The sequence below is a fragment of the Pantoea sp. genome (assembly GCF_032114055.1).
Lineage (GTDB): Bacteria > Pseudomonadota > Gammaproteobacteria > Enterobacterales > Enterobacteriaceae > Pantoea.
On sequence record NZ_DAMCTB010000016.1, the window covers coordinates 1 to 23,618 of the forward strand.

Annotated in this window: 18 protein-coding genes; all 18 read left to right on the forward strand. The window is 59.2% G+C overall.

Annotated elements, in window-relative coordinates; all coding sequences use genetic code 11:
* The first annotated feature begins 581 nt into the window (after window positions 1-581).
* Entirely contained in the window at window positions 582-1,541 is a 960-nt protein-coding gene (cbl, locus tag RT657_RS18585; protein WP_313656238.1) for an HTH-type transcriptional regulator Cbl, read from the forward strand.
* A gap of 158 nt (window positions 1,542-1,699) precedes the next feature.
* Window positions 1,700-3,157, forward strand: a complete 1,458-nt coding sequence (locus RT657_RS18590) for an NAD-dependent succinate-semialdehyde dehydrogenase (protein ID WP_313656239.1) — start codon at window positions 1,700-1,702, stop codon at window positions 3,155-3,157.
* Between the two features lie 444 nt (window positions 3,158-3,601).
* A complete protein-coding gene (locus RT657_RS18595) occupies window positions 3,602-5,071 on the forward strand; it encodes an aldehyde dehydrogenase family protein (RefSeq protein WP_313656240.1) in 1,470 nt (489 codons plus the stop codon).
* A 27-nt stretch (window positions 5,072-5,098) separates the two neighbouring features.
* Window positions 5,099-5,767: a haloacid dehalogenase type II gene (locus RT657_RS18600; protein WP_313656241.1), complete on the forward strand. Its 669-nt coding sequence runs from the start codon at window positions 5,099-5,101 to the stop codon at window positions 5,765-5,767.
* Between the two features lie 10 nt (window positions 5,768-5,777).
* Window positions 5,778-7,055 (forward strand): FAD-binding oxidoreductase, encoded by a 1,278-nt coding sequence (locus tag RT657_RS18605; RefSeq protein ID WP_313656242.1) that lies wholly within the window; start codon window positions 5,778-5,780, stop codon window positions 7,053-7,055.
* A gap of 81 nt (window positions 7,056-7,136) precedes the next feature.
* Window positions 7,137-8,744: an ABC transporter substrate-binding protein gene (locus tag RT657_RS18610; protein WP_313656243.1), complete on the forward strand. Its 1,608-nt coding sequence runs from the start codon at window positions 7,137-7,139 to the stop codon at window positions 8,742-8,744.
* A gap of 41 nt (window positions 8,745-8,785) precedes the next feature.
* Window positions 8,786-9,742, forward strand: coding sequence for an ABC transporter permease (locus RT657_RS18615; RefSeq protein ID WP_313656245.1), 957 nt, complete (start codon window positions 8,786-8,788; stop codon window positions 9,740-9,742).
* Window positions 9,739-10,590 (forward strand): ABC transporter permease, encoded by an 852-nt coding sequence (locus RT657_RS18620; protein ID WP_313656247.1) that lies wholly within the window; start codon window positions 9,739-9,741, stop codon window positions 10,588-10,590. Before RT657_RS18615 ends, RT657_RS18620 begins: the two co-directional genes overlap by 4 nt.
* On the forward strand, window positions 10,587-12,251 hold the full coding sequence (locus RT657_RS18625; RefSeq protein ID WP_313656249.1) for an ABC transporter ATP-binding protein: 1,665 nt from the start codon (window positions 10,587-10,589) through the stop codon (window positions 12,249-12,251). Before RT657_RS18620 ends, RT657_RS18625 begins: the two co-directional genes overlap by 4 nt.
* A 144-nt stretch (window positions 12,252-12,395) precedes the next feature.
* Window positions 12,396-13,727 carry an FAD-binding oxidoreductase gene (locus tag RT657_RS18630; protein WP_313656251.1) on the forward strand — a complete coding sequence of 444 codons (1,332 nt, stop codon included), beginning with the start codon at window positions 12,396-12,398 and terminating at the stop codon, window positions 13,725-13,727.
* Window positions 13,728-13,738: 11 nt separating this feature from the next.
* Window positions 13,739-14,581, forward strand: coding sequence for a GNAT family N-acetyltransferase (locus RT657_RS18635; protein WP_313656252.1), 843 nt, complete (start codon window positions 13,739-13,741; stop codon window positions 14,579-14,581).
* Window positions 14,581-15,507, forward strand: coding sequence for a glyoxylate/hydroxypyruvate reductase A (locus tag RT657_RS18640; protein ID WP_313656254.1), 927 nt, complete (start codon window positions 14,581-14,583; stop codon window positions 15,505-15,507). The genes RT657_RS18635 and RT657_RS18640 overlap by 1 nt, the downstream gene beginning before the upstream one ends.
* Before the next feature lies 1 nt (window position 15,508).
* Window positions 15,509-16,642: a M20 aminoacylase family protein gene (locus RT657_RS18645; RefSeq protein ID WP_313656255.1), complete on the forward strand. Its 1,134-nt coding sequence runs from the start codon at window positions 15,509-15,511 to the stop codon at window positions 16,640-16,642.
* 113 nt (window positions 16,643-16,755) lie between these two features.
* On the forward strand, window positions 16,756-18,072 hold the full coding sequence (gabT, locus tag RT657_RS18650; protein WP_313656256.1) for a 4-aminobutyrate--2-oxoglutarate transaminase: 1,317 nt from the start codon (window positions 16,756-16,758) through the stop codon (window positions 18,070-18,072).
* Between the two features lie 285 nt (window positions 18,073-18,357).
* On the forward strand, window positions 18,358-18,870 hold the full coding sequence (locus tag RT657_RS18655; protein WP_313656258.1) for an Lrp/AsnC family transcriptional regulator: 513 nt from the start codon (window positions 18,358-18,360) through the stop codon (window positions 18,868-18,870).
* Between the two features lie 254 nt (window positions 18,871-19,124).
* Window positions 19,125-19,571, forward strand: a complete 447-nt coding sequence (locus RT657_RS18660) for a GNAT family N-acetyltransferase (protein WP_313656260.1) — start codon at window positions 19,125-19,127, stop codon at window positions 19,569-19,571.
* A gap of 18 nt (window positions 19,572-19,589) precedes the next feature.
* Complete coding sequence (locus tag RT657_RS18665) at window positions 19,590-21,635, forward strand: hydantoinase/oxoprolinase family protein (protein WP_313656262.1); 2,046 nt, start codon at window positions 19,590-19,592, stop codon at window positions 21,633-21,635.
* 1 nt (window position 21,636) lies between these two features.
* A complete protein-coding gene (locus RT657_RS18670) occupies window positions 21,637-23,595 on the forward strand; it encodes a hydantoinase B/oxoprolinase family protein (RefSeq protein WP_313656263.1) in 1,959 nt (652 codons plus the stop codon).
* The last annotated feature ends 23 nt before the right edge of the window (window positions 23,596-23,618 follow it).

A 23,618-nucleotide genomic window follows, 5' to 3' on the forward strand; every position in this document is an offset into this window, starting at 1 on the left:
GCCTCTCCCAAACCCCCGTCTGCAAATTCTTTTTGTTTATAACGATGCAGTGTTGTCTGCTGGGCTGAAAGCCAAAACCAGAGCCAGAGCAAACTCCGTGAACCTGAAGCGATAAAGTGCCCAACACAGAAAGAAGAAATAACAGCGGGGAGGGAGGCCGTCAGAGCCGCTGAGCGGATGAGGGATTTCAGGACGAGCGACAGGGATGTCGCGAAGAGGCGGGCTCGCGCCAGGGATGGCGCGTCCCGCCGGGCCGTGAGAAATCCGGAAGAAGCGAAGGGACCGCGAAGCGGCGGTGATGCAGGCCGGAGCCCGGGGTCAAGGGGGCGCGGCGACTGGCGCCCCCTTGTCGGTCGCCTGCAGAAGCAGGCCTGAAACTGCCCGGCCCGCCAGGCGAACGAAACCCTCTCCGGGTAAAACCACTGCAGGCGAACGAAACCTCATCAGGGGAAACCACTGCAGGCGAACGTACCCCTCTATTTATTCCCTAAAATCATAAAGAAAAATTTTTAATTATTTCCTGTTATCAACAGGAGTTCTTACTATCAGAAAATCAGATAATGTAAAGCGAGGTAAATAACGTGAATTTCCAGCAGCTTAAAATCATCCGCGAGGCGGCCCGCTGTGAGTTTAACTTAACGGAAGTTGCTAACGCGCTATTTACGTCGCAGTCAGGTGTCAGTCGTCATATCCGCGATCTGGAAGATGAACTGGGCGTTGAAATCTTTATTCGTCGCGGCAAACGTCTGCTGGGCATGACAGAACCGGGCAAAGCGTTACTGACAATAGCCGAACGCATTCTGGACGAAGCGGGGAAGGTGCGACGGCTGGCCGATGTGTTTACCAATGAAACCAGCGGCATCCTGACCATTGCCACCACTCATACCCAGGCGCGCTACAGCCTGCCGAAAGTCATCAAAGCTTTCCGTCAGCTCTATCCCAACGTCCGGCTCGAACTTAACCAGGGATCCCCGCAGGAGATTGTCGCTATGCTGCTGGCGGGAGAGGCGGACATCGGTATCGCCAGTGAAATGCTGGTCAACAACAGCAGCCTGGCAGCCTTTCCCTGGTTCAGCTGGCACCATGCGCTGCTGGTGCCAGCGGGGCATGAGCTGGTGCAGAATCAGCCGGTGTCACTCAGCACGCTCAGCCACTCTCCACTCATCACCTATCGCCAGGGGATCACCGGCCGGTCACGTGTCGATCGGGCTTTTCAGTCAGCGGGGCTGAAGCCGGATATCGTACTCAGCGCCCAGGACTCCGACGTGGTCAAAACCTACGTTAAGCTGGGATTAGGCGTTGGGATACTGGCCGATCAGGCGTGTGAAACCGAAGTGGGTGAAGAACTGGTGCGCATTGACGCCACGCACCTGTTTGACCCCAGCACGGTCTGGCTTGGCCTCAAGCGCGGCCAGCTGCAAAGAAACTATGTCTGGCAGTTTCTGGAGCTCTGCAACGCCAATCTTTCGCTGGAAGAGATCAAACGTCAGGCGCTCTCTTACAGCGGTGACGATGAACCGGTTATCGACTTCCAGATCTGATTGCCTGCCGCACCTTGCAGAGGTGCCAGGTGCCTGCGCGGCATAAAATTTCGAATCCGGGTCAAAAACTCGCTCACCCGTCTTTCTTACCCGGCATAACAACATCCTGCACACGTCAGGCGCGATAAAGTGGAATCCGCTTACCAAAAGGGGATGTTATGTCGCGACTACAACTCAACGACAGCGATCTGCTACGCCAGCAGGCACTGTTTGCCGGACGCTGGCAGGATGCGCATCAGGGTGCCACGCTGCCGGTTACCGATCCGGCCACGGGCGAAACGCTTGCCACGATTCCGGCCCTGGGACGGACAGAGACAGAACAGGCGATAGCCTGCGCGGACTCCGTGCGCATCAGCTGGGGCAAAACGACCCATGCCAGCCGTGCTGCGCTGCTGGAAAAATGGCATCAGCTGATACTTGATCATGCTGACGATCTGGCGACCATCATGACTGCTGAACAGGGCAAACCACTGGCGGAAGCCCGGGGGGAGGTGCTCTACGGTGCCAGCTTTGTAAAATGGTTTGCGGAGGAGGCCCGCCGCATCTATGGCGACACCATCCCCGCGCCCAGCGCCGATCGGCGCATTCTGGTGCTGAAACAGCCGGTAGGGGTAGCTGCGGCCATCACACCGTGGAATTTTCCCATTGCAATGATTACCCGAAAAGTCGCGCCTGCGCTGGCGGCAGGCTGCCCGATCATTGTGAAGCCTTCTGAGCTGACGCCGCTTTCAGCACTGGCGCTGGCCGTGCTGGCGGAGCGTGCCGGTTTTCCGCCAGGTGTGTTGCAGGTGCTTACCGGCCTGCCTCAGGAGATTGGTGAGACGCTGACCAGCAGCCAGACGGTACGCAAAATCTCTTTTACCGGCTCGACCCGTATCGGGCAGCTGCTGATGCAGCAGAGCGCCAACAGCCTCAAGCGCCTGAGCCTGGAGCTGGGCGGTAACGCGCCGATGATTGTCTTTGATGATGCCGATATTGAGATTGCGGTTGCGGGCGTCATGGTCAGCAAGTTCCGCAACGCCGGGCAGACCTGTGTCTGCGCTAACCGTATTCTGGTCCAGCGGAATATCTATCCCCGTTTCACCGCACGGCTGCTGGAGGCGGTCGCCACCCTCAAAGTGGGAGATGGCTTTGCGCCCGACAGTACAATAGGCCCATTGATTAATGCCCGCGCAGTGGAAAAAGTGAATGGTCACATTGACGATGCGCTCAGCCAGGGCGCAACGCTGCTGACCGGCGGTATCAGTCAGGACAACGGCACCTTTGTTCAGCCCACTGTGCTCGGTGATGTCACAGTCAGGATGCGCATCGCCCATGAAGAAACCTTTGGCCCGGTCGCGCCATTGTTCATTTTTGATGATGAGGATGAGGCGATTGCCATGGCGAATGATACGCCCTATGGACTGGCGGCCTATTTCTTTACCGAGAATATCCGACGGGCGTGGCGGGTGGCGGAAGCCCTGGAGACGGGTATGGTGGGCTTTAATACCGGGGCGGTTTCTCTGGAGGTGGCGCCTTTTGGTGGCGTGAAACTCTCCGGTATAGGACGCGAAGGTTCCCGATATGGAATAGAAGAATATCTTGAACTGAAAACCTTTCATATTGGCAGTCTGTAATACAAAAATAACGCGCCAGTCGGTCAATCCGGCTGGCGCATTTTTTTGCCGGAAATAAACAGAAATTCTCCAGCGTCAAATGCCTTCTTTTATAAAAGTAAAAAAAATTCCAGAGGTGTGAAGCGGGTCAGTGAATCGCCTGACGCTGCACACTGGGATGAACCCTTTTCACCAGAATATCCGCTTTGGTGCAATTTTCGTGCAGGCTGCACCAGCAGGGCGCATAATTTTTGTGAAGTAAATCATCTGTTTAATGCTTCGGCAATTCCGCAATAAATTCTGCGGCAATACGGCAGAAAATTTTTTTGCGCTGTTTTAAACGCATTTTTATTTTTTGTCCGGCTGGCATACTTTCTGCATTAGTTAATTAACAGCGCAGAAATGGGCAATCACAAAAAGTGATAACCCGGTCACTGATGGGTGTAACAAATAAGGAATGATTCCATGTTGAGTTTCGACCCTGAAAAAGTTTCTCTTCCGGCTGGCCATTATATTGGCGGCCAGCACTGCACGTCTCAGGGGGCCTCTTTTCAGGTGAAGCGGCCTTCTGATGGCCGGGTCTATGCCACGCTGCAGGATGCCACGCCGCAGGATGTCGATCGCGCGGTGACCGTGGCGCATCAGGCACTGAAAACCAGTGGCTGGGCCGGCTGCGCGCCACGCGAACGCGGACGGGTATTGCGGCGCTGGGCCGAACTGATTGAGCAGGACCCCCTGCTGGCCCAGCTGGAAGCACTGGGTTCGACCCGGCCAATCAGCGACGTGGTGCTGCATGAAATCCCCTTTACCGCTGAAGCCATTCGCTTCTATGCCGAATGCGCCGACAAATACAGTGGCGACCTTTTTCCGACCCGCGACAGCAGCCTTGGCATGCTGATAGCTGAACCTTATGGCGTCATCGCCGCCATTACCCCGTGGAATTTTCCGCTGTCAATGGCGTCATGGAAATGCGGACCGGCGCTGGCGGCAGGCAATGCGGTAGTGCTGAAACCCTCTGAGCTGACGCCGTTTTCAACGGTCCGCATGGCGGAGCTGGCGATTCAGGCGGGCTTACCGGCAGGGGTGCTGAATATTGTTCAGGGCAGTGGAGCCGTCACCGGCAGTGCGCTGGTCACCCATCCGCTGGTGCGTAAAGTGTCGTTTACCGGGTCGACCCTGACCGGCGCACGCATCATGAGTGATGCCGCGCAGCATGGCATGAAACCGGTCACGCTGGAGCTGGGCGGTAAAAGTCCGCAACTGGTGTTTGATGATGCAGGTGACCTGGAGGTCCTGGCCCAGCGGATCCTGCGCGGCTTCACGGCCAACGGCGGCCAGGCCTGTGTGGCAGGCACCCGGCTCATCGTACAGCGCAACATAGCTGATCCGCTGATCGAACGGCTCATACAACTCTGTCAGGAAGTCAGACCGGGCGTGACGTGGCAGGAGGAGAGCCGTTATGCGCCACTGATCGACGAACGTCAGGGCCGTAAAGTGAGCTCAGTGGTTGAGGCGGCGAAAGCGCAGGGCGCTGAAGTGCTGGTGGGCGGAGAACGTTTCGCCAGTACTGACGAGGGCTGGTTCTGGCAGCCCACCCTGCTGAGCCAGGTCACGCAGGATAACCCGGCGGTACAGCAGGAGATTTTTGGTCCGGTGCTGACGGTGCAGACGTTTGATGAGGAAGAGCAGGGCCTGGCTATGGCAGCGCATGACACCTATGGCCTCTGCGCCGGTGTCCATACCCTGAGTCTGCCGCGGGCGTTGCGTGCGATGCGCGCCATTGAAGCGGGCACCGTCTGGATTAACCGCTATGGCCGCTCTGGTGACTTCATCATTCCGACCGGCGGCTTTCTCGGTTCAGGCATTGGTAAAGATCTGGGCCGTCAGGCGTTTCAGGCCTGCCAGCGGCAGAAGAGTGTACTTATCGATTTTTAAGCGCAACTGACAAGACGAGGGTGTTACATGGCACTGTTTAAACCGAAATTTATCACGTTCGACTGTTACGGCACGCTGATTCGCTTCGATATGGCTGGCGCTGCGCAGCGCTGTTTTAGCGACCGCGTCGAACCGGAAGACATGCACGCCTTTACGACCGATTTTTCCGGCTACCGCCTGGATGAGGTGCTGGGCGCATGGAAGCCTTATTACGACGTGGTCAGCAATGCAATTCAGCGCACCTGCAAAAAATGGGGTGTCCGCTGGGACAAAGCAGACAGTGATTTTATCTATACGGACTGTGCCAGCTGGGGGCCCCATCCCGACGTGCCCGCCGGGCTGGCGAAGGTTGCCACAGAATTTCCGCTGGTGCTGCTGACCAACTCGATGAAAGATCTCATTCCGCACCATATTCCTCGCCTGGGCGCAACCATCCACATGGCCATCACGGCGGAAGAGACGGGCGCCTATAAACCGCAGATGAAAGGCTTTGAGTACATGCTCGACACACTCGGCTGCGGCCCGGAGGAGATCCTGCATGTTTCGTCCAGCTTCCGCTATGACCTGATGACCGCCCACGATCTCGGCATCAAAAACAAAGTCTGGGTCAATCGCGGTCATGAACCGGCCAATCCCTACTACCAGTACACCGAAATCAACGATATCGGCGGCCTGCCCGGCGTAGTCGGACTCTGAGGAACTCCCCATGAAACTGGAATCGTTCTGGCAGGCCACCGCCCCGGCATTTACGGGGGCCGCCCGTGAACCTCTGCCCGCGCAGGCGGAGGTGGTTGTGATAGGGGGCGGCTTTACGGGTGTCTCGGCTGCGCTGAATCTGGCGCGGAGCGGCATCAGCGTGGTGGTGCTGGAGAGTGGCGACGTCATGAGCCAGGCGTCAGCGCGCAACGGCGGTCACTGCAATACCGGCGTGGCTCACAACTTCGCCTCGCTGGTGGCAAGTCAGGGTCTGGAGCAGGCCAGCCGCTTCTACCGGGCATTTGACGATGCGGTGAGCTATGTCTGGCAGCTGATCCAGGATGAACAGATTGATTGCGACTTCCGGCTATGCGGCAAGCTCAAACTTGCCAGCAAAGCGTCGCATGTTGCCGGTCTGCGGGAAGCCTGTGAACTGATGCGCCGCACCGTGGATCCGCAGATCGAACTGCTCGATAAAACGGCGGTGCGCGACGAGATCGCCAGCGACGATTTCCACGGCGGTCTGCTGCAGAAGCGGGGCGGTCAGATGCACATGGGGAAATTTGGTGTCGGCCTGGCGGAGGCGGCAGCCCGCAGCGGGGCGAAGATCTACCCACATCACGCCGTGACGAAGCTGGAACGCCTGAAAGGCTATCAGCATCGGGTTCACACCGCGCAGGGCACGATTCTGGCCGATAAAGTGCTGATGGCGACCGGCTGCTCCAATGTCGGCCCCTTCCCCTGGTTTCAGCGCCGTATCGTGCCGGTTGGCAGTTTCATTGTGGTGACCGAAGCCCTCGATCCGGCGCTGCTGCGTCAGGTGCTGCCTCACAATCGGACCTATGTGACCTCACTCAACATCGGCAACTATTTCCGCACCACCACGGATAACCGACTGGTATTCGGCGGCCGGGCGCGGTTTGCGGTCAGCAATCCGACCTCCGATTCACGCAGCGGCGAAATCCTGCAGCACGCGATGACGCAGATGCTGCCGCAGCTTCGCCAGGCGCAGGTGGATTACTGCTGGGGCGGCATGGTCGATATGACCGCCGACCGTCTTCCTCATGCCGGTGAACAGGATGGACTCTTCTATTCACTGGGCTACAGCGGGCACGGCACACAGATGTCGGTCTGGATGGGGCGCGTGATGGCCGATCTGCTGGCCGAAAAACGCACCGAAAATCCCTGGCAGCGCGACACATGGCCCGCGCTGCCCGGTTATCACGGCAAGCCATGGTTTTTACCGCTCGCAGGACTCTATTACAAAGCAAAGGATCGCCTTTCTTAACGTCCCGTCGGGTGCTGGTCGCCAGGTTATCAGCACCGCCAGACCATGATCCTGGTTCGCCTGACTATTGAGGGTAGAGAGATGAGTAAATTTGATAATAACGACGCTGATGCGGTAAATCCGGCTCTGACGCGCATGATCACCGAAGGTTCACTGTCCCGCCGCAGCCTGATGAAAATCCTCTCCGCTGGCGCAGTGATGAGCAGCGGTCTGGTAGGTTTTTCCGGGGCTGCACTGGCGGACGATAAACCCGTCAAAGGCGGCAAACTGCGTGCGGCGATGTCGAACGCCTCTGCCACCGATACGCTTGATCCCGCCAAAAGCAATAACAGTGCCGACTACACTCGCCAGTTCATGTTCTACAGCGGCCTGACTGAACTGGATAAAAACCTGATGGCGCAACCGGCGCTGGCCGAATCGCTGGAATCCAGCGATGGCATCACCTGGCACATCAAGCTGCGCAAAGGGGTCACCTTTCATGATGGCAAACCGCTGACCGCCAGCGATGTCATCTTCTCGCTCAGTCGCCACAAAGATCCTGCTATCGCCTCTATCGCTTTTAAGCTGGCCGATCAGTTCAAATCTTTTAACGCCGTTAGTGACAATGAGGTGCAGCTGGAACTGAACAGTGCCAATTTCGACGTTCCTTATATGCTGGCGACACCGCCGTTTTTAATTGTGAAAGAGGGCACCACCGATTTCAGTAAAGGCATTGGCACCGGTCCGTTTATCTGCAAAACGTTTATGCCGGGTACCCGCACCATTGGCACCCGAAACCCCAACTACTACAAGCCGGGACTACCGCATCTGGATGAGGTCGAGCTGATTGGTGTCACCGACGGTGCAGCGCGCGTTAACGCCCTGATGTCGGGCGACCTGCAGATGGTTTCAACCCTCACCGCCGCCGACTGCAAGCGTCTCAAAGCCAGCGGGGAGTTTGGTGTACTGGAGAGTAAGTCAGGGATGTACACCAACCTGATTATCCGCACCGACATGAAGCCGGGAAACAACGAAGATTTCGTGCTGGCGATGAAATATCTGCAACCGCGTGAAATGCTGGTGAAAACGGTCCTGCAGGGCTATGGCGACGTCAGTAATGACACCCCGGTGCCACCGTGGCATCCGCTCTATAACGCCGATCTCAAACCGCGTCCGCTGGATGTGGAAAAAGCGAAGTTTCACATCAAAAAAGCGGGCATGACGGGTTCTGCAGTAGAGATCATCACCACACCAAATATTGAAGGGGCGAACGAAGGCGGCCAGCTGATTCAGCAGATGGCGCGCGGGGCAGGACTGAACGTCAAAGTGCGGCGCGTGCCGTACGACGGCTACTGGTCCTCGCACTGGATGAAGGATCCGTTGGGTTATGGCTCGATAAATCCGCGTCCGACCCTGGACATGCTCTTTTCGCAGTTTTATCTCTCTACCGCACCGAACAACGAATCGGGCTGGAAAAATCCCCAGTTCGACCAGCTGGTGGTGGCGGCACGTGGCGAGCGCGACGCGGCGAAACGCAAGCAGATGTATGGCGACATGCAGGCGCTGATTTATGACCACTGTGGCACGATTATTCCGACCTTTATCAGCTCAACCGATGGTTACAGCAAAAAGGTCAAAGGCGTCGAGCCCTGGCCGTCAGGCATGATGATGGGCTACCGCTTCCATGAATTTGCGTGGCTGTCTGCCTGATCCCAGCCTACCCCCTAAGGTTACTTATCAGGAGTTTGCCGATGAACAGATACATGCTGTTCCTGATTGCCCGGCGCACAGGTGCCGGCATCCTGACGTTGCTCATTGTCTCGGCGGTGGTGTTTTTCATCACCAGCCTGCTGCCGGGTGATGCGGCGCAGATGATCCTGGGTCAGAACGCCACGCCGGAAACGGTGGCGGCGTTACGGCAGCAGCTGGGTCTCGATCAGCCTTTGCTGATGCGCTATCTCCACTGGCTGGCGGGGCTGGTACAGGGCGATTTTGGCGTCTCGTTTGCCAGCCATTTGCCGGTTTCTCAACTGGTGGCACAGCGCATCCCCGCAACCTTTGAACTGGCGGGGATCACCACGCTAATCTGTGTGCCGCTGGCGCTGTTTATCGGCATCCTCGCCGCGATGAATCGCGGCTCCCGGCTCGATCGGGCGCTGGTTATCGCGACGATGGCAACGGTGGCGGTGCCGGAGTTTCTGGTGGCAACCGTAGCAGTACTGATTTTTGCCGTCCGGCTGCACTGGGTATCGGCCATGTCTTTCGGCAGCCCGGACAGTGATCTGTTGAGCTATCTCAAAGCGTACGCGCTGCCCGTGCTGACACTCTGTTGCGTGCTGGTGGCGCAGATGGCCCGTATGACGCGCGCTGCCATTATCAATCAGCTCGACAGCCCCTATCTGGAGATGGCGCAGCTGAAAGGGGTGTCGCCGCTCAGAGCCGTATTGCGTCACGCGCTGCCCAACGCGGTCGGGCCGATTGCCAATGCCATCTCTCTCAGCCTCTCCTATCTGTTTGGCGGGGTTATTATCATCGAAACCATCTTCAGCTATCCCGGTCTGGCCAGCCAGTTGGTCGATGCGGTCAGTAACCGGGACCTGCCCGTGGTGCAGCTCTGCGTCATGCTATTTGCCGCCTGCTACCTGGTACTGCTGCTGCTGGCCGATATTCTGACTATCGCCTTTAACCCGAAATGGAGAAGCGCATGAATACTCTCTTGTTGCCGTGGCGTTTCTTACAATCGCTCTCCTGGTCAGGCCGGCTGGGCCTGCTGGTTTCGCTGTTCTGGCTGCTGATGGCCCTGTTCGGCACCGCGCTGGCACCACACAGTATTGACGATATCGGCGGCGGTCCGCTGATGGGGGGACTGACGCCCGAGAATCTGCTGGGTACTGACTACCTGGGGCGCGACATGCTGAGCCGGATTCTCTACGGTGCGAAGTTCTCGATCGGTCTGGCATTGAGTGCCGCACTGCTGGCCAGCCTGGTCGGCACGCTGCTGGCACTGCTGGCCGCCGTAACCGGACGCTGGCTGGAAGAGTTGCTGGGGCGGATTAACGACGCGCTGCTCGTGCTGCCGGGCAAAGTGCTGTCGCTGATGATCGTGGCGGTGTTTGGATCCTCGCTGCCCATGCTGGTTCTGACCGCTGTCTTTACCTACTGGCCGGGCGCATTCCGCATCGCCTTTGCTATGGCCAGCTCGCTGCGCAGTATGGACTACGTGCGGGCCTCGCGGCTGCGGGGCGAAAGCCGCTGGTACATTGCGATCCACGACATACTGCCCAACATGGTGCACCCGATGCTGACTGACTTTGGCCTGCGTTTTGTCTATATCGTTCTGCTGCTGAGCGGCCTGAGTTTCCTCGGTCTGGGCGTGCAGCCGCCTTACGCCGACTGGGGAACGCTGGTGCGTGAAAATATGCAGGGTCTGTTTGACGGCTCGCCTGCGGTGCTGATGCCTGCGCTGGCGATTGCCAGTCTGACCATCGGAGCCAACCTGTTTATTGACAGCCTGCAGGCGATGCGCCCGATGACGCTGGTAAAGGAGGGAGCATGAACGTGACGCCACATACTGCAATGCCCGTGATTTCGGTCGACAAACTGCGCGTGACGGCGCAGACCGATCGCGGTGAAGCGATCGATCTGGTTTCTGACATTCACTTTACGGTGCAGAAAGGTGAGGTGCTGGCGCTGATTGGCGAATCCGGGTCGGGTAAAACCACGATTGCGATGGCGCTGATGGGCTATGCCCGCAGCGGCTGCCGCATAGCCGAAGGGCATGTGCACGTTGCCGGTACCGACGTCAACAGCCTCTCGCCGGGTCAGCTTCGCGCCTTTCGCGGCAACAAAGTTGCCTACATCGCCCAGAGCGCGGCGGCGTCGTTTAATCCGGGTATGAAAATCATGGATCAGGTGATCGAGCCGGTTGTTATCCACGGCACGCTGACCCGCAGGGAGGCAAAAGTCAGGGCGATTAGCCTGTTCCGTGAGCTGGCACTGCCGGATCCCGAAACCATTGGCGATCGCTATCCCCACCAGGTGTCGGGTGGTCAGCTGCAGCGTCTGATGACGGCGATGGCGCTGATCGGCGAACCCGACGTGGTGATTCTGGATGAGCCCACCACCGCGCTAGATGTGACGACGCAAGTGGAAGTGCTGAAAGCATTTCGCCGCGTGGTACTGCAGCGTGGCGTCACCGCAATTTATGTCAGCCACGATCTGGCCGTGGTGGCGCAGATGGCTGACCGGATCCTGGTGCTGTTGCGCGGCAGAATGGCGGAATATGGTTCGACCGCGCATCTGATGGGCGCGCCGCAGGCGGACTACACCCGACAGCTGATGGACGCCGCGCGACAGAAAGAGCGCCCCAGCAGCTGGTGTCCGTCGACAGCCGATCTGCAGCCGCTGCTGGAAGTGCGCGACATGAGCGCGGGTTATGGCCCGCGAGGCAGCGACGGACAGCCAAAAATACCGATTCTGGAAGGGATCAACCTTCAGCTGTGGAAAGGGCAGGCGATCGGCATTATTGGTGAGTCAGGCTCCGGCAAAACCACGCTGGCTCACGCCATCGCCGGGCTGAATGCGCCGAGTCAGGGGCATATCCTGTTCAACGGCCACTATATCGCAGGCGATATGCAGAAACGCCCGGATAACGAGCTGCGGCGTATTCAGTATGTGTTTCAGATGGCAGACACGGCGCTGAATCCGGCTCACAGCGTGGAGCGGATCCTGACGCGGCCGCTGACGCTGTTTCACGGCCTGAGCGGTGCGGCTCGGCAGCAGCGGCTCTGGCAGCTACTGGATCTGGTGCAGCTGCCGCGCAGCGTCTTATGGCGGCGTCCCTGGGCGCTGTCAGGCGGACAGAAACAGCGCGTTAATCTGGCACGTGCGCTGGCGGCGGAGCCGGATCTGATTCTGTGCGACGAAGTCACCTCGGCGCTGGATACGGTGGTCGCCGCCGCCGTGCTCGACTTAATCAGCGAACTACGACGTGAGCTGGGGCTGGCCGTGATCTTCATCAGCCATGACATGCATGCCGTGCGCGCGGTGTGCGATGAGATTGTGGTGATGAAGCGGGGTCGCATCGTTACTCAGCTGGCACGTCAGGACTACGATAAGCCAACCCGTGAACTCTATTTCGAGCGGCTGAAACGGGCGGTGCCGGAGCTGCGTCAGGGATGGCTGGATGAGCACGAAGAGATTTTGAAAGCGGAGTAGGCTGCACGTTTTCAGCCATGCTGAATGCGCCCACATTTATCCGTCTCTGCCACCATCTTGTGCGGCACAGACGGCACGGGTCAGCGCATCGCGGCGATGTCGCCATGCCGCTGATCGGTTACTGACAACAGAGGTCCTCTTTTTATGCCTGCACCCCTTCGTTATGTACAGGATAGTGTCAATTTTCCCGATTCCGCCGATGTGGTGGTCATTGGTGCCGGTATTGCCGGTGCTGCGGCTACCTGGGAGCTGGCGAAACAGGGCGTGAATGTCGTGCTCATCGAAAAAGGCCTGGTCGGCGCAGAACAGTCGAGCCGCAACTGGGGCTGGTGTCGCCAGCAGAATCGCGATGAGCGCGAACTGCCGCTGATTATGTATGCACTGCAACGCTGGGGCGAGCTGAATGCGGAAACCGGCGAGGAGCTGGGGTTCCGTCGCAGTGGACTGGTCTATGCGACAAAGGAGGAGTCGGAGATCGCCGCCTGGGATAAGTGGAACCAGATGGCAAAAGGCTATGGCATGCAGAGTGCCATTCTGACTGCAGAGCAGGCCAAAGCGATGACGCCTGGCAGCACCACAACCTGGCGCGGTGGCCTCTCATCGCCGACTGACGGTCATGCCGAGCCACGGTTGGCTGCGCCAGGGCTGGTGGCGGGTGCCCAGAAAAAGGGGGCACTGCTGTTTCAGCAGTGTGCGGTGCGCGGCCTGGATATAGCGGCAGGACGCGTCAGCGGCGTCTGGACAGAGCGCGGGCTGATCAAAACCAGCCGGGTGATCTGTGCGGCGGGTGCCTGGACCTCCATGTTCTGCCGTCGCCACGGCATCGAACTGCCGCTGGGCAACGTGATCGGGACGGCTTTCCGCACGCAGCCTATAGAACAGGCGATCGCCATGCCGCTCTATACCCCCGGCTTCGCCTGTCGGCCACAGCTGGATGGCAGTTATACCGTGTCGGTTTCCGGCCGGGGACGGCTGGAGCCGGGTGCCCAGGGGCTGCGCTATGCACGCCAGTTTTATCCGACTTTTAAAAGTCGCCGTAAAAACCTCACGCTGAACCTCGGCCTGTCACCGTTTTTCACAGGTCCGGAAGCCATGGGAAGCTGGGCTTTTGATCGCGAGTCGCCTTTTGAACGCACGCGTATTCTCGATCCGGCCGCCGATGCCGGGATTGTCGAAGAGGGGCTGGCGGCGATGCGGCGGGAATATCCGGCGCTGAGCGGTCTCAGGCTGGCGCAGTCGTGGGGCGGCATGATTGACAGCACCCCGGATGCTATTCCGGTGATCTCTGCAGTGGCAAAAGTGCCGGGACTGATCCTCTCGGCGGGCTACAGCGCCCACGGCTTCGGCATCGGGCCGGGCGCCGGACGACTGGCAGCCGATCTTGCCACCGAAGCCACACCGATAGTGGATCCGACACCTTACCGCTACAGCCGTCTGGTTGACGGCAGCGGACTCGATACGCCAGGCATGATGTAAGGAGAACGCGAATGAGCCTGACACTACGCGCAATGACACCCGATGATCTCGACGCCTGCTACCAGATGACACAGGCGCTGAAATGGCCACACCGGCGTGAAGACTGGCAGCTGGCGCTGCAACTGGGCGAGGGTACGGTGATTGAAGAGCAGGGTCATATCATCGGCAGCGCAATACTCTGGCGCTGGGGCGAGCGCGCCGCCACGCTGGGTCTGGTGATTGTGGATAATCAGCAGCAGGGGCGCGGGCTGGGCAAACAGCTGATGCTGGCGCAACTGGAAAAAGTGCCCGACTGTAATGTCCGGCTGCACGCCACCGAAATGGGCAAGGGATTGTATGAAAAGCTCGGTTTCGTCACCTGTGGCGAGATCCGTCAGCATCAGACCCGCGCACTGACCACGCCGCCAGCGGTGACGATTCCGCCGGGGCTGCAACTGCGTCCGGCGACCCTGGCCGATCACGCCAGGCTGGTGACGCTGGATCAGCAGGCAAACGGTATGTCCCGTCCGGCACTGTACGAACATTTGCTGCGTGACTGCCAGACGCTGCTGCTGGAGGATGCAGCACAGCAGATTCAGGGCTTCGCCAGCCTGCGCCGCTTTGGTCACGGCTGGGCGATTGGCCCGGTGATCGCGGCGGCTTTCCCGGTCGCGCAGGCGCTGGTCGCCACACTGATGCAGTCGCTTCAGGGGCAGTTTCTGCGCATCGACACCGATGCCAGCCTGCCCATGTCCAGCTGGCTTCATACCCTTGGGCTGGATCAGGTTGATGCGCCTGTCACGATGGTGCGGGGTACGCCGTGGACACCGCAGGGCATGCTGCCATTCGGACTCATGACGCAGGCGATGGCCTGATGCATATCGTTTATAAATCCGAACCGGAACGGGGGCGCATCTGGCAACGCTGGCTGGCGGAACATGCGCCGGACATTCAGCTGCATATCTGGCCCGAAACAGGCGATCCGGCGCAGGCAGAGGCGCTGGTTGCCTGGCTGCCACCGGCAGATATTGCGACGCACTTTCCCCGGCTGAAGCTGCTGTTTTCAGTGGGAGCCGGCGCGGATCAGTTTGACCTGCATGCGTTACCGCCCGATCTGCCGGTGATCAGAATGGTCGAGCCGGGGCTGACGCAGGGCATGGTCGAATATGTCACCTTCGCGGTGCTCGGTCTGCATCGCGACATGCCGCGCTATTTTCATCAGCAACGCCAGCAGCAGTGGCAGGCACACAGTGCAAAACCCGCTGCGCAGCGGCGGGTAGGGATCATGGGGCTGGGCGAACTGGGGCAGGCCGCATTAGCGCAACTGGTGGCGCTGGGCTTTGACTGTGCGGGCTGGAGCCGCACGCCGCGCCACTGTCCCGGTATTCGCTGCTGGCACGGCGACGATCAGCTGGCGGCGTTTCTGGCGCACAGCGAGATTCTGGTCTGCCTGCTGCCACTGACCGAAGCCACACGAGGCCTTCTCAACCGCGCGCTGTTCAGTCAGTTGCCACCGGGTGCGGCACTGGTGCAGGTCGGGCGCGGCCCGCAACTCATCGCGGACGATCTGCTGCAGGCGCTGGCAAATGGTCAGCTGCGCGCCGCCGTGCTTGATGTTACTGACCCGGAGCCGTTACCGCCGGCGCACCCCTTCTGGCACCATCCCGCCATCTGGCTGACACCCCACATCGCCAGCCAGACACAGAATGAGAGTGCTGTTGCGGCCCTGCTGGAAAACCTGCGGCGTTATCAGCGCGGTGAGCCGCTGCACGGTGAAATCGACCGTTCGCGAGGATATTGAGATGGAACACTTAGTGGCCCTGCGCCGTGATTTACATGCGCACCCGGAACTGGGCTTTCAGGAGCAGCGCACCAGTGACATCGTTGCCCGCTTCCTGCAGGCGCTGGGCATTGAGGTGCATCGTGGCATCGGTAAAACCGGTGTCGTCGGAATACTGAGAAAGGGCAGCAGTGAGCGCATGATCGGCCTGCGTGCTGACATGGACGCGCTACCGATGCGGGACCAGAGCGGTACGGCCTGGCAGAGCGAAACAGAGCAGGTAAGTCACGCCTGTGGCCATGACGGCCATACGGTGATGCTACTGGGGGCCGCCGAAAAACTGGCGCGCGAGGTCAGTTTTGACGGCACTGTCTGCTTTATTTTTCAGCCTGCCGAAGAGGGGCTGGCGGGCGCACAGGCCATGATCGATGACGGTCTGTTCAGCCGTTTTCCCTGCGATGCCGTTTACGCTATTCATAACTGGCCAGAACTGCCGCTCGGTCAGGTGCAGACCCGGCCCGGTCCCATCATGGCGGCGGCTGACCGCTTTGATATCCGCGTGCTCGGCGGCGGCGGCCATGCCGCTCAGCCGCATTTGACGGGCGATACCCTGCTGGCGGCCAGTGAGCTGGTGGTGCAGCTCAATACGCTGGTGTCACGCGCACTCGACCCCTGTGAAACGGCACTGCTTACCGTGACCCGGATGCAGGGCGGCTTTTCACACAATATGATTCCGTCAGAGGCGACGATAACCGGCACGGTACGCACCTTCAGCGCGGCCGCGCAGGATAGGATTGAAGCCCGGCTGCGTCAGATGGCAGAGCACATTACGGCTGCTCATGGCCTTCACGCCGAAGTCAGTTATCTGCGCTACTACCCGGCAACGCTGAATGGGGCGGCAGAGGCGCAGTTTTGTCTGCAGGCACTGACAGCGGCGGGCATCCGGGCAGACGTCGCCCCCCAGCCTGCGCTTACCTCAGAAGATTTTGCGTTTATGCTGCAGGCACGTCCCGGGGCCTATCTCTGGCTGGGTTCTGCACCCAGCAAGCCGCTGCATCATGCCGCTTATGACTTTAACGATGCGCTGATTCCTTATGGCATTGACACCTTTGTCACGCTGATTCGTCAGGCGCTGGCGGAGAAATTTCCCTGCTGAATGCTGCAGGATTTTGACAGGAAATGCCGCTGCATGGGGAATTACGGCAGCGTAATAACCTCGTGCATTGCGATACTTGAGCCAACCGAACGTTACGTGGATGAGGGTTTAAAATGCAGAATGTCATGGCAGAACAGCAGGCATACTCCGATAACAGCCTGTTACTTGATGCACGCGAGCAGCACGTCCCGCGCGGAGTTGTGACCGCCCATCCGCTGGTGATTGAACGCGCCAGGGGCAGTGAAGTATGGGATGTGGAGGGGAATCGCTATCTCGACTTCGTCGGCGGCATTGGTGTGCTGAATGTCGGGCATAACCACCCGGCGGTGGTCAATGCGGTCACCCGCCAGCTGGGCCTGGTCTCTCACGCCTGTTTTCAGGTGGTGGCTTATCCAGGCTACATCGAGCTGGCGCAGCGGCTGAACCAGCTGGTCGGCGGTGACGAGGCGTATAAAAGCGTCTTCTTTACCAGCGGCGCGGAAGCCGTGGAGAATGCGGTCAAAATTGCCCGCTCGCATACGCAGCGGTCTGGCATCATCGCGTTTGATGGGGCATTTCATGGCCGGACCCTGCTGGGCGTCACCCTGACCGGCATGTCCGCGCCTTACAAACAGAACTTTGGCCCGTTCCCCGGAGACATCTACCGGCTGCCTTTTCCGAATCCGCTGCACGGCATCACCGAAGCGGACTGCCTGAAGGCGCTGGATCAGCTTTTTGCCGTGCAGATCCTGCCGGAACGGGTCGCGGCGATCATCATCGAGCCGGTGCAGGGCGATGGCGGATTCCTGCCTGCGGGACCGGCCTTTATGCAGGCGCTGCGCCGGATCACCAGTCAGCACGGCATTCTGTTGATCTGCGATGAGGTGCAGTCCGGCTTCGGGCGCACTGGCACGATGTTCGCCTTCCAGCAACTGGGCATTAAACCGGATTTGATCACCCTGGCGAAAAGTCTGGGCGGCGGCCTGCCGATTTCCGGTGTGGTGGGCCGGGCAGAGATCATGGATGCGCCGACCCCTGGCGGGCTGGGCGGCACGTATGGCGGAAATGCATTGGGCTGTGCGGCGGCGCTGGCGGTACTGGATCTGTTTGAGCAGGAAAACCTGCTGCAGCGTTCGTGTCAGCTCGGCCAGCAGCTCAATGCCCGTCTGCGACAGCTGGCAGAAAAATATGCCTGTATCGGCGACGTGCGAGGTGTGGGCTTTATGCAGGCCGTGGAAATTCTTGATTTCGAAACCGGCCGTCCGGATGCGGCGCTGACCCAGAAGATCCTCGACAGCGCCTGCCAGGAAGGGCTGCTGCTGATTAAATGCGGTCTGCATCGCAACACCATCCGCTTCCTCGCGCCGCTGGTCACTACCGACTCACAGCTGGAAGAGGCGCTGCATATTTTTGATATCGCTCTGGCCCGCGCCACTGGCCGGTTGGGTTAAAACTGTTCCTCATTGTTTTTGTTAAAGTAAGTCGAAAATCTCCCGCTGGTATAACCACTGCGAAGCGCTGGCGCAGTGACTGTAAAGCGTGTTATATCTTCGGGAGGTTCTGCACAATTAACCACGAGCCTATCCGGTCAGGCGATTTAATTTGTCAGTCTGCTATGGGCAGTGCTCACCATCCCGACGGACTTTAGTTCGTGCTGGTTGTTCCGCGCTGTCCCGCTCAGGACTGACTGACACAATGACGCCTGCCGGAACAGGTTCTGACAGTGAGGGGATGCTATGAACGGCTTAATGAAACTCGACCGCATTGACATCAACATTCTGGTGCAGCTGCAGAAAGATGGCCGTATCAGCAACGTAAACCTCGCCGATGCCGTCGGCCTCTCGCCCAGTCCCTGTCTGCAGCGGGTCAAACGTCTGGAGCAGGCCGGATTTATCACCGGCTATGAAGCGCACATCAATCTCACCCGCATTACCGATTCGGTAACGGTCTTTACCGAAGTCACTCTCTCAGGTCATCGACGCGAAGACTTTATGAAATTCGAAAGTGCGATGCGCGACGTGGATGAGCTGATGGAATGTCACCTTATTACCGGCGGCTACGACTACCTGCTGCGCTTTATTACCCGCAGTATTGAGCATTATCAGGAAGTCATTGAGAAGCTGCTTGATGCTCAGATTGGTATTGATAAGTACTTCAGTTATATCGTCATCAAATCCCCGATTATGAAAAGCAGCGTGCCGCTGCGCTCACTGATCGGCAAACAGAATTCCGTCGAGTTCGGCGTATAACGGGCGGCCAGGCGTCGCCCCTTTCTCCTGGCATCCTGAAAGCGGGCTGTCATCCCGATCCCGTGCGACCCTCCTGACGCTTTTTCTGCACGCTCCTGCACGTTTTTCACCGCGCTAATCAGCGGCTTCTTCATCAGCATAAAATTTTTTTTCAGTGCGAATTTCAGCGGCTCTGCCGGGTTTCATCGCTGGCTACAGCCTCAACCGTTGCGTCAATCCTCTTACACTAATTCTGACCGAAACAAGGAGTGGCTATGGACTCATTACAGATTGCTGACCAGCAGTGGCAGCGCGATGCGTTCACCGTTTCAACCTGCCGCCAGCGGCTCGACCTGACATGGATTCACCTCCAGCTGGCGGAGAAATCTTACTGGGCTAAAGGCCAGCCGGCAGCAAAAACCCGGCGGGCGATAGCGGGTTCACTGCCATTTGGTCTTTATCACCAGCAGTCACAGATTGGTTTTGCCCGACTGATCACTGACTACACCCGCTTTGGCTGGCTGTGCGATGTGATGATTGATGAAAACTGGCGTAGTCACGGGCTGGGCAGCTGGCTGGCGACCTGCGTCCGTGAGCATCCGGAGCTGCAGACAGTTCATCGCTGGATGCTCTCAACCCAGGATGCCCACCAGGTCTACCAGCGACTCGGCTGGCGCGTGGTGCAGCATCCCGACATGCTGATGGAGTTTCCCCCTTCCTGAAACAGGAGTTAACCCGATATGCGATACCGCGTTGGCGTGGATATTGGTGGATCCTTTACCGATTTCGCCGTGCTCGATCAACACACTAATCAGATCCACACCCTGAAAGTCCTGTCGCGACCAGATAAGCCCGGTAGCGAAATCGTGGCCGGACTGACGCAGTTTCAGCAGCGTCAGGGCATTGACCCTGCAGAGATTGACTATTTCACTCACGGCACCACGGTCGGAATCAACGCGGTTATTCAGCGACGCGGTGTGCGTCTGGCGCTGTTTACCACCGAAGGCTTTTGCGATGTGCTGGAGCTGGCGCGGCTGAAAATCCCCCACATTCATGACCTGTTCTCGCGGCGGGCGGCACCGCTGATTACCCGCGATCGGGTCTTCGCCATCCGTGAACGCAGCGATGCGCACGGCAATGTGCTGCAACCCGTGGATCGCCAGAGTGTGCTTGACGCTATCCAGCAGGCACGCGCTACTGGCTGTCAGGGCATTGTGGTTTCGCTGCTGCACAGCTATCGAAACCGGCACAATGAAGCGGTGGTTAAAGCGATTATTGATGAAGTGGCGCCTGAACTGCTGACCTCCTGCTCTGCGGACATCTGGCCGATTATTCGCGAATATGAACGAACCATTACGGCCACTATTAATGCCTACGTGCAGCCGATGGTCATCCACTATCTGGAATCCTTTGAGCAGGCACTGAAACGGCTGGGCGTCAGGCCGCCGCCGCGCATTACCAAATCCAACGGTGGCGTGATGGGTGTCGAACAGGCGAAACGCGAATGTGTCCAGATGGTGCTCTCCGGCACGGCGTCCGGGGTCATTGGCGCCAGCTATCTCGCCAGCGCCTGCGGTTTCGACAAAATCCTGAGCCTGGATATTGGCGGCACCAGTGCTGATGTGGCGGTGATTATTGATGGCAATGTGGCGCAGGGTAACGGTGAAATTATCGGTGATTTCCCGATCTTCATTCCTTCTGTTGCCGTGACTTCAGTGGGGCAGGGCGGCGGTTCGCTGGCGTGGATTGATGGACAGGGCGTCCTGCAGATGGGGCCTGACAGCGCAGGATCGTTACCCGGCCCCGTCTGTTTTCAGCGCGGCGGCACACAGCCCACGGCCACGGATGCCTTTGCTGCCTGTGGCATGATGGGCCACGGTGCGCTGGGTTATGACGCCGTGACGGTGGATGTCGACGCCGCCTGCCGGGCCTGGCAACCCCTGGCTGAGGCGCTCGCGCTTTCAGTGCAGGAAACGGCAGAAACCGCTATCCAGCTGGCGATCTCCAGTATGTACAGCGATACCAGTGGCTTGCTGTCGCGCTTTGGTCTTGACCCGCGTGAATTCTGGTTCCTCGCTTTTGGCGGCGCGGGGCCCATGATGGGCTGTTTTCTGGCCCGTGAACTTAATATGAAAGGCGTTATTGTGCCGCCGACGCCAGGCGTACTTTCTGCCCTGGGCGGGCTGGTGGCAGACATCCGCAACGACTTTATCCGCACGCTGTATGGCGATCTGACGCCCGCGCTGGCTGATACCTTAGCCAGTGAAGCCACAGCATTACAGCAGCGCGCCTGCGGCTGGCTGGTGCAGGAGCATGGCAGCGATATGCCTTATAGCCTGCAGTTCAGTGCCGATATGCGCTACCGCGGTCAGTCATTTGAAATCGACGTACCGCTGGAGGCGGAGTGGCTGACACAGGCGGATGTCACCGCGCTGCATGATGCCTTTGATCGCCAGCATCAGGTCCTGTTTGGTCACTGCGACCCACAGGCACCCGTGCAGCTGATCAATCTGCGGCTGGTGATCGTCTCACCCACGCCAAAACCCGCAATGAATCCACTGGCCGTGGCCACGGACGCCGTGCCGGTGCTGAAGCAGACCCGGGCATGGATAGAGGGTGGCTGGCATCAGGTGGATCTGGTCCTGCGTTCGGTGCTGCGCGCCGGACATCAGCTCAGTGGCCCGGTCATCATTGCGCAGGACGACTGCACCACCTGCGTACCACCCGGGATGACCGTCATGGTTGATTCATTCGGGAACCTGCTGATTACGGCGAGCGAGGCATAACATGGCAATTGATGGGCGTAACTTACAAATCCTGGCGAACTACTGCGCCGCTGCGGCTGATGCGATGGCCTTTACGCTAATGCGTACCGCGCACTCCACCTTCGTGAAAGAAACCGAAGATTTCTCCTGCCAGATTGTCAGCCGTAACGGGCTGGCCTTTGCTTCACCGCGCAGCTTTGGCGCGCCCTGGTATAGCGGCATTGACTACGCGCCTGTGCTGGCGCTGATCGAGGAGTATGCCGAGGGCGATATCTGTATTACCAATGACGCCTATGCGGGTAACGTGGCCACGCACTCGCCCGATATTCATATCTGGAAACCGGTGTTTCATCAGGGCGACATTGTCTGCTTTGTTGTCGGTCATATTCATAACACGGACGTGGGGGGCGCGGTACCTGCCTCGCTGTCGCGCTCGCTGACCGAAATCGTTCAGGAGGGGATTCGTATACCGCCGCTGAAAATTGTGCGGCAGGGCCAGCTTAACGAAGAGGTTGCCAGCATCATGCGGCTCAACGTCCGTGCGCCGGAGCAGAACTGGGGCGATTTCAAAGCGCAGCTGGCGTCGGTGAATGTGGGTGAGCGAAAGATTCATGACATCATTGCCCGCTTTGGCATCGACGACTTTTTACAGGGCATTGAGGGTATTCTCGATTACGCCGAAGCGCAGGCGCGCGCCATTATTCGCACCATCCCTGATGGCGAGTATTTTTATGCCGACTACGCCGATGAAGATGGGGAGGGCGGCTACCCCTGTCGCATCGCTGTTACGCTTCGGGTCGAGGGCGATCGGCTGGAACTGGACTACACCGGCAGCGATCCGCAGCTGGCCTCGTCACTGAACATGCCGACCGGCGGGCGGGAGCGGCATCCGCTGGCGCTGGTGGGGGTCACCTATGTGCTTTCCACCTTGGACCGCTCGCTGCTGCTCAATGCGGGCACACTGCGACCCACCCGGGCAATTCTGCCGCCTGGCACGGTGATGAACTGCGAAGCACCTGCGGCGGTCGGGATGCGATCGCTGACCTGTGCGCTGTCGCAGATTGCGACTCTCGGTGTCTTCTCGCTGGCGATGCCGGCGCGCCTGCCGGCGAACTCGCCCGGCGGCAACTCCATTATGAATATCCGCACGCAGCTCCATGACCGCAGCGTCGTCGCCTCGCTGGGGCCGGTAGGTGGCGGAGCAGGCGGTACACCGCGTCATGACGGCCCCGATGGTTCCGGCGGTCTTTCCGCCTTCCTGAAAAACACCCCGATTGAGATCAACGAGGCGGAGGTCCCGATTCATTTTCATCGCTACGGGCTGGCGCAGGACAGTGCCGGAGCGGGTCAGTTCCGGGGCGGCTTAGCCACTGAAATGGCCTTTGAAATCTTCTCGCCCGGTACCACCATTACGGCACGCAACCGTAACCGTTCGGTGTTTGCCTCGGCGGGCGTCGTGGGCGGACGGAGCGGGGCGCTGTCGACCTTTTGCACCCGCCGCAACGGCGAAATCATCAGTCACGGCAACACGGACGTGATCCACTGCCAGCCAGGCGATGTGGTTGAAGTGCGCGGCCCCGGTGCAGGCGGCTATGGCCTGCCATCAAAGCGCGATGTGGCAGCGGTGCTGCAGGATGTGCGTTGCGGCTATCTCAGTATTGCCGCAGCCAGGAGAGAGTATGGTGTGGTCGTGACAGATAACCGCGCAGACCCTGAGGCGACCGCGCGCCTGCGTGCCAGTATGCCGCAGCAGCCAACCTGCCACTTTGAACACGGTGAAGCACGGCAGCGTTTTGAAGCACTCTGGACGCCAGCGCGTTATGAACTGCTGACGGCCTTTCTGGCGAGCGCACCGGTCAGCTGGCGTCACTTCCTGAAAACCCAGGTATTTCGCGGGGTTGAAGAATCAGGCGAAACGGCTGAAATGGCAAAAATATTCAGTGAGTTGCGTCAGCGATATCCGGCTATCGCGAACAGTTAAAGGCAATGGCTCATCGTCGACTA

What these genes read in the sequence shown, in the direction of transcription:
- RT657_RS18590 (WP_313656239.1), top strand. Translation starts at nt 1,700, where the DNA reads ATGTCGCGACTACAACTCAACGACAGCGATCTGCTACGCCAGCAGGCA.
- RT657_RS18595 (WP_313656240.1), top strand. Translation starts at nt 3,602, where the DNA reads ATGTTGAGTTTCGACCCTGAAAAAGTTTCTCTTCCGGCTGGCCATTAT.
- RT657_RS18600 (WP_313656241.1), top strand. Translation starts at nt 5,099, where the DNA reads ATGGCACTGTTTAAACCGAAATTTATCACGTTCGACTGTTACGGCACG.
- RT657_RS18605 (WP_313656242.1), top strand. Translation starts at nt 5,778, where the DNA reads ATGAAACTGGAATCGTTCTGGCAGGCCACCGCCCCGGCATTTACGGGG.
- RT657_RS18610 (WP_313656243.1), top strand. Translation starts at nt 7,137, where the DNA reads ATGAGTAAATTTGATAATAACGACGCTGATGCGGTAAATCCGGCTCTG.
- RT657_RS18615 (WP_313656245.1), top strand. Translation starts at nt 8,786, where the DNA reads ATGAACAGATACATGCTGTTCCTGATTGCCCGGCGCACAGGTGCCGGC.
- RT657_RS18620 (WP_313656247.1), top strand. Translation starts at nt 9,739, where the DNA reads ATGAATACTCTCTTGTTGCCGTGGCGTTTCTTACAATCGCTCTCCTGG.
- RT657_RS18625 (WP_313656249.1), top strand. Translation starts at nt 10,587, where the DNA reads ATGAACGTGACGCCACATACTGCAATGCCCGTGATTTCGGTCGACAAA.
- RT657_RS18630 (WP_313656251.1), top strand. Translation starts at nt 12,396, where the DNA reads ATGCCTGCACCCCTTCGTTATGTACAGGATAGTGTCAATTTTCCCGAT.
- RT657_RS18635 (WP_313656252.1), top strand. Translation starts at nt 13,739, where the DNA reads ATGAGCCTGACACTACGCGCAATGACACCCGATGATCTCGACGCCTGC.
- RT657_RS18640 (WP_313656254.1), top strand. Translation starts at nt 14,581, where the DNA reads ATGCATATCGTTTATAAATCCGAACCGGAACGGGGGCGCATCTGGCAA.
- RT657_RS18645 (WP_313656255.1), top strand. Translation starts at nt 15,509, where the DNA reads ATGGAACACTTAGTGGCCCTGCGCCGTGATTTACATGCGCACCCGGAA.
- gabT (WP_313656256.1), top strand. Translation starts at nt 16,756, where the DNA reads ATGCAGAATGTCATGGCAGAACAGCAGGCATACTCCGATAACAGCCTG.
- RT657_RS18655 (WP_313656258.1), top strand. Translation starts at nt 18,358, where the DNA reads ATGAACGGCTTAATGAAACTCGACCGCATTGACATCAACATTCTGGTG.
- RT657_RS18660 (WP_313656260.1), top strand. Translation starts at nt 19,125, where the DNA reads ATGGACTCATTACAGATTGCTGACCAGCAGTGGCAGCGCGATGCGTTC.
- RT657_RS18665 (WP_313656262.1), top strand. Translation starts at nt 19,590, where the DNA reads ATGCGATACCGCGTTGGCGTGGATATTGGTGGATCCTTTACCGATTTC.
- RT657_RS18670 (WP_313656263.1), top strand. Translation starts at nt 21,637, where the DNA reads ATGGCAATTGATGGGCGTAACTTACAAATCCTGGCGAACTACTGCGCC.